Source organism: Mycolicibacterium arcueilense (assembly GCF_058536225.1).
The window spans coordinates 26,041-40,545 of sequence record NZ_JBZTYL010000005.1; the positions used below are offsets into that span (position 1 = coordinate 26,041).

The 14,505-nt window shown below is 65.2% G+C and carries 16 protein-coding genes; 8 read left to right on the forward strand and 8 right to left on the reverse strand.

Annotated features, from left to right (window positions below; genetic code table 11):
* Positions 1-57: 57 nt before the first annotated feature.
* From AC4LGL_RS01050 to AC4LGL_RS01060, 3 genes are read left to right on the forward strand one after another with little or no spacing between them, the layout of a single operon-like run.
* Positions 58-1,185, forward strand: coding sequence for a hypothetical protein (locus tag AC4LGL_RS01050; protein WP_491837231.1), 1,128 nt, complete (start codon positions 58-60; stop codon positions 1,183-1,185).
* 3 nt (positions 1,186-1,188) lie between these two features.
* Complete coding sequence (locus AC4LGL_RS01055) at positions 1,189-1,971, forward strand: SDR family oxidoreductase (protein WP_491837232.1); 783 nt, start codon at positions 1,189-1,191, stop codon at positions 1,969-1,971.
* Entirely contained in the window at positions 1,968-3,116 is a 1,149-nt protein-coding gene (locus tag AC4LGL_RS01060) for a sulfotransferase family protein (RefSeq protein WP_491837233.1), read from the forward strand. The genes AC4LGL_RS01055 and AC4LGL_RS01060 overlap by 4 nt, the downstream gene beginning before the upstream one ends.
* 85 nt (positions 3,117-3,201) lie before the next feature.
* On the opposite strand, the gene AC4LGL_RS01065 is transcribed toward AC4LGL_RS01060, so the two are convergent.
* From AC4LGL_RS01065 to AC4LGL_RS01075, 3 genes are all read right to left on the reverse strand, one after another.
* Positions 3,202-3,687 (reverse strand): hypothetical protein, encoded by a 486-nt coding sequence (locus tag AC4LGL_RS01065; protein ID WP_491837234.1) that lies wholly within the window; start codon positions 3,685-3,687, stop codon positions 3,202-3,204.
* Positions 3,687-4,847 carry a 3-ketosteroid-9-alpha-monooxygenase, oxygenase component gene (locus AC4LGL_RS01070; RefSeq protein ID WP_491837235.1) on the reverse strand — a complete coding sequence of 387 codons (1,161 nt, stop codon included), beginning with the start codon at positions 4,845-4,847 and terminating at the stop codon, positions 3,687-3,689. Before AC4LGL_RS01070 ends, AC4LGL_RS01065 begins: the two co-directional genes overlap by 1 nt.
* A gap of 107 nt (positions 4,848-4,954) precedes the next feature.
* Complete coding sequence (locus AC4LGL_RS01075) at positions 4,955-5,590, reverse strand: hypothetical protein (protein ID WP_491837236.1); 636 nt, start codon at positions 5,588-5,590, stop codon at positions 4,955-4,957.
* A gap of 61 nt (positions 5,591-5,651) precedes the next feature.
* On the opposite strand from AC4LGL_RS01075, the gene AC4LGL_RS01080 reads away from it, so the two are divergent.
* A complete protein-coding gene (locus tag AC4LGL_RS01080) occupies positions 5,652-6,176 on the forward strand; it encodes a gamma carbonic anhydrase family protein (protein ID WP_491837548.1) in 525 nt (174 codons plus the stop codon).
* Between the two features lie 77 nt (positions 6,177-6,253).
* Here the strand turns inward: AC4LGL_RS01080 and AC4LGL_RS01085 are convergent, their stop codons facing one another.
* From AC4LGL_RS01085 to AC4LGL_RS01105, 5 genes are read right to left on the reverse strand one after another with little or no spacing between them, the layout of a single operon-like run.
* Positions 6,254-6,667, reverse strand: coding sequence for a nuclear transport factor 2 family protein (locus tag AC4LGL_RS01085; RefSeq protein WP_491837237.1), 414 nt, complete (start codon positions 6,665-6,667; stop codon positions 6,254-6,256).
* 1 nt (position 6,668) lies between these two features.
* Positions 6,669-7,547 (reverse strand): TIGR03619 family F420-dependent LLM class oxidoreductase, encoded by an 879-nt coding sequence (locus AC4LGL_RS01090; protein ID WP_491837549.1) that lies wholly within the window; start codon positions 7,545-7,547, stop codon positions 6,669-6,671.
* Between the two features lie 5 nt (positions 7,548-7,552).
* The gene (locus AC4LGL_RS01095) at positions 7,553-8,752 is read right to left on the reverse strand and encodes a thiolase family protein (protein ID WP_491837238.1); all 1,200 of its coding nucleotides are present in this window, start codon (positions 8,750-8,752) and stop codon (positions 7,553-7,555) included.
* 4 nt (positions 8,753-8,756) lie between these two features.
* On the reverse strand, positions 8,757-9,812 hold the full coding sequence (locus AC4LGL_RS01100) for a thiolase family protein (RefSeq protein WP_491837239.1): 1,056 nt from the start codon (positions 9,810-9,812) through the stop codon (positions 8,757-8,759).
* Between the two features lie 11 nt (positions 9,813-9,823).
* Entirely contained in the window at positions 9,824-10,837 is a 1,014-nt protein-coding gene (locus AC4LGL_RS01105; protein WP_491837240.1) for a Zn-ribbon domain-containing OB-fold protein, read from the reverse strand.
* Between the two features lie 58 nt (positions 10,838-10,895).
* Between AC4LGL_RS01105 and AC4LGL_RS01110 the strand changes: the two genes are divergently transcribed.
* From AC4LGL_RS01110 to AC4LGL_RS01125, 4 genes are all read left to right on the forward strand, one after another.
* A complete protein-coding gene (locus AC4LGL_RS01110; protein ID WP_491837241.1) occupies positions 10,896-11,927 on the forward strand; it encodes an LLM class F420-dependent oxidoreductase in 1,032 nt (343 codons plus the stop codon).
* Positions 11,928-12,037: 110 nt separating this feature from the next.
* Entirely contained in the window at positions 12,038-12,745 is a 708-nt protein-coding gene (locus AC4LGL_RS01115; protein WP_491837550.1) for an acetoacetate decarboxylase family protein, read from the forward strand.
* Positions 12,742-13,947 (forward strand): cytochrome P450, encoded by a 1,206-nt coding sequence (locus tag AC4LGL_RS01120; RefSeq protein ID WP_491837242.1) that lies wholly within the window; start codon positions 12,742-12,744, stop codon positions 13,945-13,947. The genes AC4LGL_RS01115 and AC4LGL_RS01120 overlap by 4 nt, the downstream gene beginning before the upstream one ends.
* A gap of 159 nt (positions 13,948-14,106) precedes the next feature.
* Positions 14,107-14,460 carry a hypothetical protein gene (locus AC4LGL_RS01125; protein ID WP_491837243.1) on the forward strand — a complete coding sequence of 118 codons (354 nt, stop codon included), beginning with the start codon at positions 14,107-14,109 and terminating at the stop codon, positions 14,458-14,460.
* The last annotated feature ends 45 nt before the right edge of the window (positions 14,461-14,505 follow it).

The window sequence follows — 14,505 nt, forward strand, 5'->3', positions numbered from 1 at the left end:
TCGGGTAGGAAACTCTACCACTGCGGTCCAATATTGGACCGAGAGAGCAGATGCTGGATGTACTCACAACCGCTGGCCGATGCCATTGCCGAGGCAGAACACCTGGTGACCACCGCGCCCTTCATCGAAACCGAGGCCGATCTCCTCGAGGGTCTGCAGTACCTGGCCGGATGCATCGCTGCGTGCACGCACGTCGCATTCGACTACGACCGCGAACACCCGTTCCTGCACAGCGGAACCGGGCCGTTCACCAAGATGGGGCTGGACAATCCCGACACCATGTACTTCGGCACCCGGGTTCAGCCCGGCCACGAGTACGTCGTCACCGGGCGGCGGGGCACCACCACCGACGTCAGCTTCCAGCTGCTGGGCGGGGAGTACACCGACGAGAACGTGCCGGACAGTGAGACCGCGTTCGACGATCGCAAGCTCGACATCGCCGCCGACGGTACCTTCGAGTGGCGGTTCACCCCGGCCACGCCCTCGCAGCTGGTGATCCGGGAGGTCTACAACGACTGGTCGGCGCAGCGCGGCACCTTCGCGATCTCGCGTACCGACACCGCCGGCACCGCGCCGGCGCCGCTGACCCGCGAGCTCATCGAGAAGCGTTACGCCACTGCGGGTAAGCAGCTCGTGCAGCGCGTCAAGACGTGGCTGCAGTTCCCGAAGTGGTTCTACGACAACCTGCCCGTCAATACAGTTACCGCGCCCCGCCTGACTCCAGGTGGGCTCGCCACCCAGTACTCGTCGGTCGGGCACTACGACATGACACCGGATCAGGCGATGATCCTCACGCTGCCGGTGTCGGATGCGCCCTACCTGGGCTTCCAGCTGGGTAGCCTCTGGTACATCTCGCTCGACTACATCAACCACCAGACCTCGCTGAACGGCACCCAGGCGCAAGCCGACCCGGATGGCAAGATCCGGATCGTGGTGTCCGAGAACAATCCCGGGGTAACCAACTGGTGCGAGACGCTGGGCCACGGCAAGGGATATCTGCAGTTCCGCTGGCAGCGGGTGTCACGCGAGTTGAGCGCCGAGGACGGGCCGACCGCAGAGTTGGTGGACATCGGTTCCGTGGCCGAGAAGCTGCCGTACTTTGAGAGCAACAAGATTTCCGACGACGATTGGCGGGCGCGGATTGCGCTGCGTCAGAAGCTTATTGGCGAAAGGATGGTGGGCTGACCGATGGCCGGACTGCTCGATGGCAAGGTAGTGGTGATCAGTGGGGTCGGGCCCGGGCTCGGCACGACGCTGGCCCGCCGCTGTGCGGAGAACGGTGCCGACCTCGTGTTGGCCGCCCGCACGGTGGAGCGGCTCGAGGACGTGGCCAAGGAAGTGACGGCACTGGGCCGTCGCGCGCTCGCGGTGGGCACCGACATCACCAACGATGAACAGGTCGCCAACGTGGTGGCCCGCACGATGGAGGAGTACGGCAAGGCCGACGTGTTGATCAACAACGCATTCCGGGTGCCGTCCATGAAGCCGTTCGCGAAAACCACCTTCGAGCACATGCGGGACGCGATCGAGTTGACCGTCTTCGGCGCACTGCGCATGACCCAGGGCTTCACTCCTGCCCTGGAAGCTGCCAAAGGCTCAGTGGTGAACGTCAATTCGATGGTCGTGCGGCACTCGCAGGCCAAGTACGGCGCCTACAAGATGGCCAAGTCGGCCCTGCTGTCCATGTCGCAGACTCTCGCAACCGAGCTGGGAGAGAACGGTATTCGGGTCAACTCGGTGCTGCCCGGCTACATATGGGGCGAAACCCTGGAGGGGTATTTCAACCATCAGGCGCAGAAGTACGGCACCACCGTGGAACAGATCTACAACGCGTCGGCCGCCGGGTCCGACCTCAAGCGGCTGCCGACCGAGGACGAGGTGGCCTCCGCGATCCTGTTCATGGCCAGCGATCTGTCCAGCGGCATCACCGGCCAGGCTCTTGACGTGAACTGCGGAGAATACAAGGCATGAGTAACCCGCGCACCAACGTGGGCACCATCGAGGATCTGCACGCCTCGGCGGTAAAGGCCTGCGGGCTGGAGGATTTCGGCACCGACGACGACAACTACATCGAAGCGCTCGGGGTGCTGCTGGAGTCCTACCAGCGTGACGCTGATCTGACCGAACTCGGCAGCAAGATGCAGCGCTTCTTCACGCGCAATGCTCTGGTGGCCCGGCTGGTGTCGAACGCGGCGTTCACGCAGTACCCGCAGCACGCCGAAGTGCCGATCGAGCGGCCCATCTTCGTCACCGGCCTGCCGCGCACGGGGACCACGGTGATCCACCGCCTGCTCACTGCCGATCCCGCGCATCAGGGGCTGGAGATGTGGCTGGCGGAGTTCCCGCAGCCGCGGCCACCGCGGGAAACCTGGCCGGACAACCCGGTTTTCAGTGCACTCGATGCCCGGTTCAAGCAGGCGCACGAGGAGAATCCCGACTACACCGGTCTGCATTTCATGACCGCCGACGAGGTCGAGGAATGCTGGCAGTTGCTGCGGCAGTCGTTGCACTCGGTGTCCTACGAGACGCTCGCGCATGTGCCGACCTACTCACAGTGGCTGGCGCGCCAGGACTGGACCAAGTCGTATCAGCGGCACCGCAAGAACCTGCAGCTGATCGGTCTCAACGAACCCGAAAAGCGTTGGGTGCTCAAGAACCCCAGCCATCTGTTCGCCCTCGACGCGCTGTTCGCGACGTATCCGGACGCGCTGGTCGTGCAATGCCACCGGCCGGCGGAGACCATCATGGCCTCGATGTGTTCGCTGTCGCAGCACACCACCGCCGGCTGGTCGAACACCTTCACCGGCAACGTGATCGGCGAAGATGCCATGGAAACCTGGTCGCGCGGTCTGGAGCTGTTCAACACCGAACGGGCCAAGCACGATCCGGCCCAGTTCTGCGATGTGGACTACTTCGAGTTCGTCAAGGACCCGGTGGGCGCTGTGGAAGGCATCTACCGCACCTTCGGGCTGGATTTCACCGATGCCGCCCGCCAGGCGATGGTCGACAGTCACACCGCCAGCCAGCAGGGGCCGCGGGCGCCGAAGCACAGCTACTCACTGGCCGACTACGGGTTGACCGACGAGGCGGTCAAGGAGCGGTTCCAGGGCCTGTAATCTCTCCCGCGAGCAGACACAAAGCTGCCCCTTTTCCTCGGAAAAGGGGCAGCTTTACGTCTGCTCGCGCAAGGGAAACCGGCCGTCAGCCGTCGCCGGGGGAGGGCGCCGAGGACACCTCTTCGAGGCACCCTTCGGCCACAGCATGCTTGATACTGTCGGCAAGCCGCGGGCATGACCGGGCCCGGGCCGGATCCCCACCGGCGGAGCGGATCTCCTCGAATGTCGCACAACGTCGCACCGCCTCGGAATTCCACTGCACCGAGGTGTGTTCTGCGCTGAGCTTCTTCACCTGCACCGCCACGTGGCAGAACCGGCAGTCCACCGAGACCAGGCCCGAAGTCAGATAGCGCTCGCGGTCGCGTGCGCTGGATTCGCGGACCGCGGCGGCGCGCTGTGGATCGGAGGCGAAATCCGGTGCCTTCGCCCACGTCCCTGCCCATGATTCGCTTTCGTTGCCGCCGCTGCCGGCGTGATGATCGTCGTCGTCATGCGCGCCGTGCAACAGCAGCATCGAGCGGGCCAGGTCGTCGACATCCGGCGCCTGGCTCCGCTCGTTGCGTGTCGTCATCAGGACTGCGCTGTTTCTTTCTCGGCCGCTTTCTGCTCGGCCTGGACCTTCAGGTTCTCTTCAACCTCCACATGCCACTTCTCGTTGGCCGCGGTGGTGTCGATCTCCATCTCGAAGCGGTCGGTCATGTCGGGCGTGATGTCCGCGACATCGACGTAGAACTGCTGGTACCAGCGGCGCATCTGGTAGACGGCGCCGTCCTCTTCGACCAACAGCGGGTTGTCGATGCGGGTCTTGTGCTTCCAGATCTCGACGTCCTGCATGAAGCCCTGGCTGACGCCGTCCGTCATCGCGTTGGCCAGCTTCTGGGTGGTCTTCTCGTCCATGCCCTTGGGCTTTTCGACGATGACGCCCCACTGCAGCATGAAGGCATCCTGGCTCACCGGGTAGTGGCAGTTGATCAGGATCGACTCGGCCTTGTAGCCGCTGTAGTTGTTGTGCAACCAGTTGATCATGAACGACGGACCGAAGTAGGACGCCTCGGAATCCAGGTGGGACTCCCCGTACTGGGTGCCCATGCCGCCGATGTCCTGACGGCCCACGTTGTGCAGGTACTGCGAGGCGATGTGCCCTTCGAAGACGTTCTTGAAGTACGTCGGCAGTCCGTAGTGAATGTAGAAGAAGTGCGCCATGTCGGTGACGTTGTCGATGATCTCGCGGCAGTTACTGCCTTCGATCAACATCGAGTTCCACTGCCACTCGGTCCACTCGTCGCTGGCGGCCTCGGGGATCTCGGGGATCTGCACCTCGGGCTGCGGGTCGTTGCCCTCGTGGTCGTGCCAGACGAACAGCAGACCGCCGCGCACGTCGGTGTGCCAGGCCCGGGTGCGGGCCAGACGAGGGGTGCGCTTGGCGTAGGGGACGAGCTTGCACTTGCCGTCGCCGCCCCAGCGCCAGTCGTGGAACGGGCAGGCCACGGTGTCGCCCTTGATGGTTCCCTGCGACAGGTCACCGCCCATGTGCCGGCAGTAGCCGTCGAGGATCTTCAGATCGCCTTGGGAATCGGCGAACACGACCAGCTTGGTGCCGAAAATCTCGACAGAGTGCGGCTGACCATCAAGGAAGTCCTTGACCGGTCCCAGGCAGTGCCAACCCCGCGCGTAGCGGTCTGGCAGGGCGCCGGTGTCGATCTCTCTGATGCCGGCATGTTCGGTAGTCACGGTGGGCCTCCCGTATCGGTGCTCTTAACTAGAACACGTTACAGTTTTTGGCACCCTCCTGGCAATAATTCAGGCGTGACCTGGGGCATACCCGTCGTGAACGGCTTCTACTCTCGCTCCGGAAGTCCGATTCGCAGAGCGATCTGCTGCATGCGTCCCACGCTGGCCACCGTCTGCGGCGGCACCGGGTCGTCCGGGTTGCTGTCGAACTCCAGGCGTACCACCGCGCGGCCCTGGGTGTACATCAACAGCGTCACCGCCTTGGAGCCGTCCGGTGCGGTCCCCGAGATGACGGTGCCGTTCGAACCCACCGGCACCGGTTGCGGCTGCCCGCCGGTGACCATCGTGCTGACGGCCGCAGAGGCCTGCTTGAGCGTTGCCGACGCGGTGGCGGCATCCGGGTAGATCAGGATTGTGTCGGCGATCGCCCTGGTGTCGTCGGCGTTGACGAACAACGCACTGGCTCCGGACTGACCGTCGGGATTGACGTTGCTGGACCGCGCGGTGAACGATTCCGGCGGAATACTGACATCCTCGGCCTGCAGCAGCAGGTGGCTGTAGTCGGATGCCTCGGATTTCGACGACTTCGGCGCCGCCGTCGAGGACGGTGAGGACGGCGTGGCCACCCACGGCGTACTCGGTGAATCAGCGACCGGAGTGCACGCTGCGGCCGTGCCGACGATGGCCGTGGCAAGACCGATGGTGAGCAGGAACTTGGGGCGGGTAATTGTCGTGAGCGACATAGTTACTGTTCAGGGTACGCGTCGTCGCGCCGGAGCCGGTGTCCTGCGGTATATGTGGACGATGCCGCTGTATTCGTTCGAGGGCCGTTCGCCCGTGGTTGACCCGAGTGCGTTCGTGGCCCCTACGGCGACGTTGATCGGCAATGTGACCGTCGAGGCGGGCGCCTCGGTGTGGTTCAACACGGTGCTGCGCGGCGACTTCGCCCCGATTGTCGTCCGTGAGGGCGCCAACGTTCAGGACGGGTCGGTGCTGCACGCCCCGCCGGGGATCCCGGTCGACATCGGTCCCGGCGCGACGGTTGCCCACATGTGTGTCGTGCACGGCGCACACGTGGGCGAGGAGGCGCTGATCGCCAACCACTGCACGGTGCTCGACGGGGCGGTGATCGGGCGACGCAGCCTCATCGCGGCACATTCGCTGGTGGTCGGCGGCACCAAGATCCCCGACGAGGTGTTGGTCACCGGTGCGCCCGCGAAGATCCGGGGACCGATCGCGGGCACCGGCGCACATACCTGGGTTCAGAGCAACCCGGCGGCGTACCGGGAACTGGCGCAGCGTTACCTGTCGGGCCTCGCCGAGGCTTAACTTTCCCACCGCCGAAACGGCATTCCAGCAGGTCGCTACTCGCACTTCTTCTGCTGGAATGCCGTTTCGGCGAGGTGTCAGATCTTCTCGGCGCTCGCGCGGTCCACTTCCCAGAATGCGCGCAGCGCGACCATCTGCCCCTCGTCGTTCACCCGGTAGGTGAACACACCCGGGGTGGTGATCCGGTGCCCGCCCATGGTGGTGACGATGCTGCCGACGTTGGCTTCCTCGTCGCCGCACTGGAACGTGTCGAGAAACTTGAACTCGAGGTTGTCGGTCGGGGCGATGGCCTTGTCCCAGAACGCCGCGATGGCTTCCTTGCCCTGGTGCCCCTTGCCTTCGGGATCGAAGAACGAGGGCCCGATGGGATCCTGCACGATCGCGTCGTCGGCGAAGTTGTCCAGCCAGGCCTGCTTGTCCCGAGCGGCAACTGCGTCCCGGGATCGCTTGCCTGCCAGGTGTGCCGGGTGCTCGGGGTTGGTGACGGCCATGTCAGTCCTGCCAGCCGGAGTGGATGTAGGTATCGGCGAACCGCTTGAGTGAGTCCTGCTTCTTCTCCAACGGGGCATCGAAGCCCAGACCCTCGAGCATCCACGGGATCACGATGTTGTCGGTGATCCCGGCCGCGGCGAGCTCGCGGTGCCCGTCGAGATCGAACTTGTCGATGCACACCGCCTGGAACTCGAAAGGCTCATCGGCCCGGCCGTATTCGGCCCGCAACTTGTTGAGCGCCGTCACGGTCTCACCCAGCTGTGCACACGTCATCATCGCGCTGGTCCAGCCGTCACCGACCCGCGCCGCCCGTTTCAGGGCGACCGGGGTGTGCCCGCCGACGTAGAACGGGACGGGCTCGGACGGGGCCGGGCTCATCTGCAGACGCTCGAAATCGTAGAACTCACCGTGAAACTCGACCATGCCGCCGCCGAGTACGAGCTTGAGCACCTCGATCATCTCGTCGACCCGCGCGCCCCGCTTGGCGAACGGAACCCCGCACCACTCGAACTCCTCCGGTGCCCAGCCGATTCCGACGCCGAACCCGAACCGGTTGTTGGTCAGGTTGGCCACGGAACCGACCTGGCGGGCCAGCAGCAGCGGATTACGCGAGCCGAGCTTCATGACGTTGGTGTAGAACCGCAACGTCGAGGTCGCCGCGCCCATCGAGGCGGCCGCGATCAGCGGATCCACCCAGGGGGTCTCGGCATTCCACATCCGCGACCCGTCCGGGGTGTACGGATAGTCCGCGGCCTGCTTCTCCATGTAGAACAGCGAGTCCGGCAACGCGATCGAATCGAACCCGACTTCTTCAGCGGTGCGGGCCAATCCGGTCAGGTGCTCGAGCGGGCCCATGGCCACGCTGAGCGTGTACTTCATGCGGGTCATGAGGCCGGCTTGTCCGCAGGCTTATCGCTCGAGACCACCCACATCGAGTAGTACTGCGCGCCACCGCCATAGGCGTGACCCAACGCCTTGCGGGCGCCCTCGACCTGATGGTCGCCGGCCTTGCCCATCACCTGGATCGCCGACTCGGCGAAGCGGATCATGCCGGATGCACCGATCGGGTTCGAGCTCAGCACGCCGCCGGACGCGTTGAACGGGATCCTGCCGCCGATCGCCGTCTCGCCGGCCTCGGTGAGCTTCCAGCCGTCGCCCTCGGCGGCAAAACCGAGGTTCTCCAACCACATCGGCTCGTACCAGGAGAACGGCACGTACACCTCAGCCGCATCGATCTCGTCGATGGGGCTGGTGATACCGGCATCGCGCCACAACGCGGCGGCCGCGTCGCGACCGGCCTGCGGGTTCACCTGGTCGCGACCGGAGTAGGCCAACGGTTCGGTGCGCAACGCGGTGGCGTGGATCCATGCGACGGGATGCCCGTTGGACAGGTGTGCGTCCGCTGCGTCTTCGTTGCCGATCACCATGGCCGCGGCACCATCCGAGGACGGACAGGTCTCGTCGTAGCGGATCGGATCCCACAGCATCGGGGAGGACATCACCTTCTCGACGGTGATGTCGGGCTGGTGCAGATGGGCCAGCGGATTCTTGGCGCCGTTGAGCCGGTCCTTGACCGCCACCATGGCCCCGATGTGGTTCGGCGCGCCCGAGCGTCGGATGTAGGCGCGCACATGTGGGGCGAAGTAGCCACCCGCGCCCGCGCCGACCGGTTTGGTGAAGGGCACCGGAATGCTCAACGCCCACATGGCATTCGATTCCGACTGCTTCTCCCAAGCCATGGTCAGCACTCGCTTGTACTTGCCCGACTGCACCAGGCTGGCCGCCACGATCGCGGTCGAGCCGCCCACCGAACCGGCGGTGTGCACGCGGATCAGCGGCTTGTTGGTCGCGCCGGTGGCGTCGGCCATGAACAACTCGGGCATCATCACGCCCTCGAAGAAGTCGGGCGCCTTGCCGACCACCACGGCATCGATGTCGTCCATCGTTGAGCCCGAATCGGCGAGCGCCTTGTCGATGGCCTCACGCACCAGGCCGTTCATCGACACGTCGTGGCGCTTGGCGACGTACTTCGTCTGCCCGGTACCCAGGACCGCGGCCAAGTTTTTCTTTGAAGTGCCAGCCACCTCGTTACTTCCCTTCCAGAACGGCGACGAGATTCTGTTGCAGCGCAGGGCCGCTGGTGGCGTGCGCCAGGACGCGCCCGGCAGAGCCGGAGAAGATGTGCTGAGCGGCGAAGCCGATGCGCTCCAGGCCGGCCGAGAACATCGGATTGGCGGCCAGGGCCCCACCCGACGGGTTCACCTTCGTGGAGGCTCCCAGCCCGATAGCCTCGGTGAGGATCAGTTGCTGATGCGAGAACGGGGCGTAGATCTCGGCCACTTCGATCGAGCTCGCATCACCACCCGTGGCCGCCTTGGCCGACGCCGCCGTCGAGGGAGAGGTGGTCAGGTCACGCGCACCCAGGATCGGCGTCTCGATGCGATGCTCGAAACCGGTGATCCAGGCTGGGTTTTCGCGCAGTTCGCGCGCCCGGTCGCCCACGGCGAGCACGATTGCTGACGCGCCGTCGGTGATCGGGGCGATGTCGTGGCGGCGCAGCGGGTCGGCGAAGAAGGGCCGCGAGAGCAGGTCGTCGATACTCCCGGTGACCTCTTCCTGGTCGGTGCGGCCGCCGGCGGCGTAGGAATCCAGTGCCACCTGGGCCATCTGCTCGGCCGTCCACTTTCCGGCGTCCAGGCCTGCGCGCGCCTGCAGTCCGGCCATCGACACCGAGTCCGGCCACAGTGGCGCGACGGTGTAGGGATCGGTCTGCATGGCCAGCACCCGGCGCAGCATGCCCGCCGAGGATTTCCCGAAGCCATACACCAGCGCGGTCTCGACCTGCCCGGTCAGCAGCTTGATGTAGGCCTCGTAGAGCGCCCAGGCTGCGTCCATTTCGACGTGCGACTCGTTGATGGGCGGGATCGCGCCGATCGAGTCGATCGCCGAGATGAACGAGAAGGCCCGGCCGGCAAGGTAATCGGACGATCCGGAGCACCAGAAGCCGATATCGGTCTGCTTCAGACCGAGCTCCTCGTACAGCTTGTGGAAACACGGCATCAGCATCTCGACGCCGTTCGTGGTGCCGTCGGTCCGGCGGACGTGGGGCGCATGTGCGAAGCCCACCACTGCTACATCAGTCATCAGGTGCTCTCTCAGAGGTGGTGCTTGTAGGAGTCGTAGTCGGCGTCGGGCTCGCCGGTGGGCTTGAAGTAATCGATGTTGTCGATGCCCAGGCCCCATTCCTCACTGGGCTTCCATACCGCCTGCACCCGCATACCCATCCGCACGTCCGCCGGATCGATCTCGGTGACCAGATGCAGGAACGGGATGTCAGCGCCGTCGAGCAAGACATACGCCGCGACATAGGGCGGCTTGATGCGCTGTCCCGGGAACGGGATGTTGATGACCGCGTACGTGGTGACAGTGCCCTTGTCCGGCAGCTCGATGAACTCGTCGAGCGCCAGACCGGTCGCGGGATCTGCCTCCTTGGGAGGGAAGTACACCTTGCCCGGCTGTCCGTCGCGACCGCTGCGCGTCCGGCCTCCCAGCAGCTTGCCCTCTTGGAGAGCCTTGAGGAAGGTGGTCTCGGGTAGGGACGCGGTGTGCTGGATCTCGATGAAGCTGGGAGTCACCTGCACCTTGACGGGTTCGCGGTCATCCGGACTGGAGGACGATTCTGCCGACTCTTCGGCGTCCCCGGGCAGGAAGTACGCGATGTCGGTGATCGCACCGACCGGTTCGTCGATCCAGTGCGCATGCACCCGGTCGCCGGTCTTGATGTCGGGCGTGCCTCCGCTGTCAACGGCGTGCAGTAGTGGCGTGTCGGCACCGTCGAGTTTGATCAGCGCCCAGGCGAACGGCCGGTCCAGTGGCTGGCCCTCCAGCGGAGTCGACTGCCAGGTCCAGGACTGCACCGTGCCGACGGCGCTGACCGGCACCACCTCGGTCAGGGCCGCGTAGGTGACGGGGTCATACTCAGCGGGTGGAACGTGCACCCGGCCGTCCGATCCGCGTACGCCGACGATGCGTCGATCGCGTAGCGCGGTGAAGAACTGGGACAGGAGCGGTCCGACTGAACGGGTGTAGTCGAATGAGAGCTTCAGCGGCGCCGAGAGGGGCCGCTCATGCTTGTCGATCTGCACCGGGCTGCTTTGGCCTGTGGTCACAGCATCGAGTAGAACAGGTTCTAAGAATGGTTTCAACCGTGTGTGGAAAGGCGAGCTAATGAAGTTGGGTCTTCAACTCGGATACTGGGGCGCCCAGCCGCCGACCAATCACGCCGAACTCGTCGCCGCTGCCGAGGCGGAGGGCTTCGACACGGTCTTCACCGCGGAGGCCTGGGGCTCGGACGCCTACACGCCGCTGGCCTGGTGGGGCCGGGAAACCACCCGCATGCGGCTGGGTACCTCGGTGATCCAGATGTCCGCCCGGACGCCGACCGCGTGTGCGATGGCCGCGCTGACGCTGGATCACCTCTCCGGCGGCCGCCACATCCTCGGCCTCGGTGTGTCCGGACCGCAGGTGGTCGAGGGTTGGTACGGCGCGAAGTTCCCGAAGCCGCTGGCCCGCACCCGCGAATACGTCGACATCCTGCGTCAGGTCTGGGCGCGCGAGGCCCCGGTACACAGCGACGGCCCGCACTACCCGCTGCCGTTGACCGGCGAGGGCACCACCGGCCTGGGCAAGAACCTCAAGCCCATCACTCATCCGCTGCGCGCCGACATCCCGGTGATGCTGGGTGCCGAGGGGCCCAAGAACGTCGCCATGGCCGCCGAGATCGCCGACGGCTGGCTGCCGATCTTCTACTCGCCGCGCATCGCCGGCATGTACAACGAGTGGCTCGATGAGGGATTCGCCCGGCCCGGCGCCCGGCGCACCCGGGAGACCTTCGAGATCTGTGCCACCGCGCAGGTCGTGGTCACCGACGACCGGCCGGCGATCATGGAGCTGATGAAGCCGCACCTGGCGCTGTACATGGGTGGGATGGGCTCTGAGGACACCAACTTCCACGCCGAGGTCTACCGCCGGATGGGATACGCAGAGGTGGTCGACGACGTCACCAAGCTGTTCCGCAGTGACCGGAAAGATGAGGCCGCCAAGATCATTCCCGACGAATTGGTCGATGATTCGGCGATCGTCGGTAACCTCGACTACGTCAAGGAGCAGATCAAGGCCTGGGAGGCCTCTGGCGTGACGATGATGGTCGTCGGTGCCCGCTCTGTCGAGCAGATCAAGGACCTCGCCGCCCTGGTGTAGACCGCTCTGTAGACACTTCTTGAAATCTGTTCACCGCTGGGTCTAGATTCAGTGGTGTGAGTGACACCACTCCTGCCTCGCAGCACACTGTGCTCGGCACCGTGTTGACGATGCCGGTGCAGATCCGGACCGCCGAACAGCACATGGCCATGTTCTCGGTCGATGCCGACGCCGCGCAGCGGATGATCGACTACAGCGGCCTGCGCGTGTACCGGCACCGGCCGCACCGCGCGATCGTCGTGCTGATGCTGATGCACTACATCGACGGTGACCTGGGCCCGTACCTGGAGTACGGCACCAACGTCATGGTGAACCGCCCCGGATCGGAGGCGTCGGGCCTGCGTGGCCTGGGTTCGGCCGGCGCCTTCGTGCATCACCTCCCGGTCGACGGCGAGTTCACGCTGCAGGCCGGCAGGCAGATCTGGGGATATCCGAAGGTCCTGGCGGACTTCACCATCCGTGGTGCGGACAATCAGGCTGGGGTCCGTGGTGATAAGCCGTTCAGCTTTGACGTGAACATCGACGGCAAGCCGGCCGTGGGCATGGACTTCAAACCCGGCCTCCCGGTCCCGTCCCGGTTCACCGCCAAACCGCAGGTGCAATCCACCTTCTCCCATCTCGACGGCGTACTGCGCGAAACGGAAGGCGAGATGCGGCTTTCGGGCGTGCGGTACCGCCCGGGTGGGGTCACGGTGCGGCTGGGGGAGCACCCCTATGCCAAAGAACTCGCGGCCCTGGGCCTGCCCAAACGGGCGATGTTGTCCAGTTCGGTACGCAATGTGCAGATGACGTTTGCTGACGCCAAGGAGATTCCGTGACCCAGGTACTGCTCAAGCCCGATGTCGACCTCACCAACGGCAATTTCTATGCCGACGGTGGCGCGCGGGAGGCCTACAGATGGATGCGGGCCAACGAGCCCGTGTTCCGCGATCGCAACGGGTTGGCTGCGGCCGCCACGTACGCGGCGGTGATCGACGCCGAACGCAACCCCGAGCTGTTCTCCAACGCCGGCGGAATTCGGCCCGATCAGCCGGGCATGCCCTACATGATCGACATGGACGATCCGGCACATGTGTTGCGCCGCAAGCTGGTCAACTCCGGCTTCACCCGCAAGCGCGTCATGGACAAGGTGCCCTCGATCGTGAACCTGTGCGACACCCTGATCGATGCGGTGTGTGAACGCGGGGAATGCGATTTCGTCCGCGACATCGCGGCGCCTCTGCCGATGGCGGTGATCGGTGACATGCTCGGGGTGTTGCCCACCGAGCGCGAGATGCTGCTGAAGTGGTCGGATGACCTGGTCTGCGGGCTGAGTTCGCATCTCGACGAGACGGCCATCAACATGCTGATGGAGACGTTTGCCGCCTACACCGCGTTCACCATGGAGGTGATCGCCAAGCGCCGCGCCGAGCCGACCGACGACCTGTTCTCGATCCTGGTGAACGCCGAGGTCGAGGGGCAGAAGATGAGCGATGACGAGATCGTCATGGAGACGCTCCTGATCCTCATCGGCGGCGACGAGACCACGCGCCACACTCTCTCGGGCGGGACCGATCAGCTGTTGCGTAGTCGCGATCAGTGGGAGCGTCTGGTCGCCGATCAGTCGCTGTTGCCCGGCGCCATCGAGGAGACTCTGCGCTGGACCTCGCCGGTGAAGAACATGTGCCGGACCCTCACTGCCGACACGACCTTCCACGGGACCGATCTGAAGGCCGGCGAGAAGATCATGCTGATGTTCGAGTCGGCGAACTTCGACGAAGCGGTGTTCGAGAATCCTGAGGAGTTCCGCATCGACCGGAACCCCAACAGCCACTTGGCTTTCGGTTTTGGCACCCACTTCTGTCTGGGTAACCAGCTGGCCCGCCTGGAGCTGCGGCTGATGCTCGAACGACTGCTCGAACGGCTGCCGGACCTGCGGTTGGCCGACGCCAACCAGTTGCCGTTGCGCCCGGCGAACTTCGTCAGCGGCCCGGAATCGATGCCGGTGGTGTTCACCCCGACTGCTCCGGTCGGGGCCTAGCGGCAGATCGCGCGAGCGTGGACTCCCCGTGACTGTGTACTCCTATGCGTTGGTTAAGCATCAGCTGTGTAAGGCGCTCATAGGTTTCGCATAGGCAGTCTAATTAGATAGTCTCGCGATTTCGGGGGATATGACACTACGACTAGAGGAGTGCACGAGATGGCACGACATTTACCTGGGCGAAGTGTGTTGAGCGGAATGGTGCTGGGTGGGACGCTCCTGGCCGGAGCCATCGGGTTGGCCGGGCAGGCCAATGCGGCACCGGCACAAGGGATCACGCCGGCACCGGCGAGTGTGATGTCGGTGGTCCCGGCACCGCAGTTCCCGCCGCCACCACCTCCGCCGCCGCCCCCACCGTTCTGGGGTCCGCCTCCGCCACCGCCGCCGTTCTGGGGGCCGCCGCCCCCGCCGCCACCACCTTTCTGGGGACCACCGCCACCGCCGAGGTGGGGCCCGCCGCCACCGCCGCCGCCCGGCCATTGGGGACCACCTCCACCCGGACACTGGCGCTAGACGTCCCGAAACTGAAGGCCCTGCTCGAAACGTCGAGCAGGGCCT

What these genes read in the sequence shown, in the direction of transcription:
- AC4LGL_RS01115 (WP_491837550.1), top strand. Translation starts at nt 12,038, where the DNA reads ATGCCGGTGCAGATCCGGACCGCCGAACAGCACATGGCCATGTTCTCG.
- AC4LGL_RS01075 (WP_491837236.1), bottom strand. Translation starts at nt 5,590, where the DNA reads ATGTCGCTCACGACAATTACCCGCCCCAAGTTCCTGCTCACCATCGGT.
- AC4LGL_RS01080 (WP_491837548.1), top strand. Translation starts at nt 5,652, where the DNA reads ATGCCGCTGTATTCGTTCGAGGGCCGTTCGCCCGTGGTTGACCCGAGT.
- AC4LGL_RS01050 (WP_491837231.1), top strand. Translation starts at nt 58, where the DNA reads ATGTACTCACAACCGCTGGCCGATGCCATTGCCGAGGCAGAACACCTG.
- AC4LGL_RS01055 (WP_491837232.1), top strand. Translation starts at nt 1,189, where the DNA reads ATGGCCGGACTGCTCGATGGCAAGGTAGTGGTGATCAGTGGGGTCGGG.
- AC4LGL_RS01085 (WP_491837237.1), bottom strand. Translation starts at nt 6,667, where the DNA reads ATGGCCGTCACCAACCCCGAGCACCCGGCACACCTGGCAGGCAAGCGA.
- AC4LGL_RS01090 (WP_491837549.1), bottom strand. Translation starts at nt 7,547, where the DNA reads ATGAAGTACACGCTCAGCGTGGCCATGGGCCCGCTCGAGCACCTGACC.
- AC4LGL_RS01125 (WP_491837243.1), top strand. Translation starts at nt 14,107, where the DNA reads ATGGCACGACATTTACCTGGGCGAAGTGTGTTGAGCGGAATGGTGCTG.
- AC4LGL_RS01060 (WP_491837233.1), top strand. Translation starts at nt 1,968, where the DNA reads ATGAGTAACCCGCGCACCAACGTGGGCACCATCGAGGATCTGCACGCC.
- AC4LGL_RS01100 (WP_491837239.1), bottom strand. Translation starts at nt 9,812, where the DNA reads ATGACTGATGTAGCAGTGGTGGGCTTCGCACATGCGCCCCACGTCCGC.
- AC4LGL_RS01110 (WP_491837241.1), top strand. Translation starts at nt 10,896, where the DNA reads ATGAAGTTGGGTCTTCAACTCGGATACTGGGGCGCCCAGCCGCCGACC.
- AC4LGL_RS01065 (WP_491837234.1), bottom strand. Translation starts at nt 3,687, where the DNA reads ATGACGACACGCAACGAGCGGAGCCAGGCGCCGGATGTCGACGACCTG.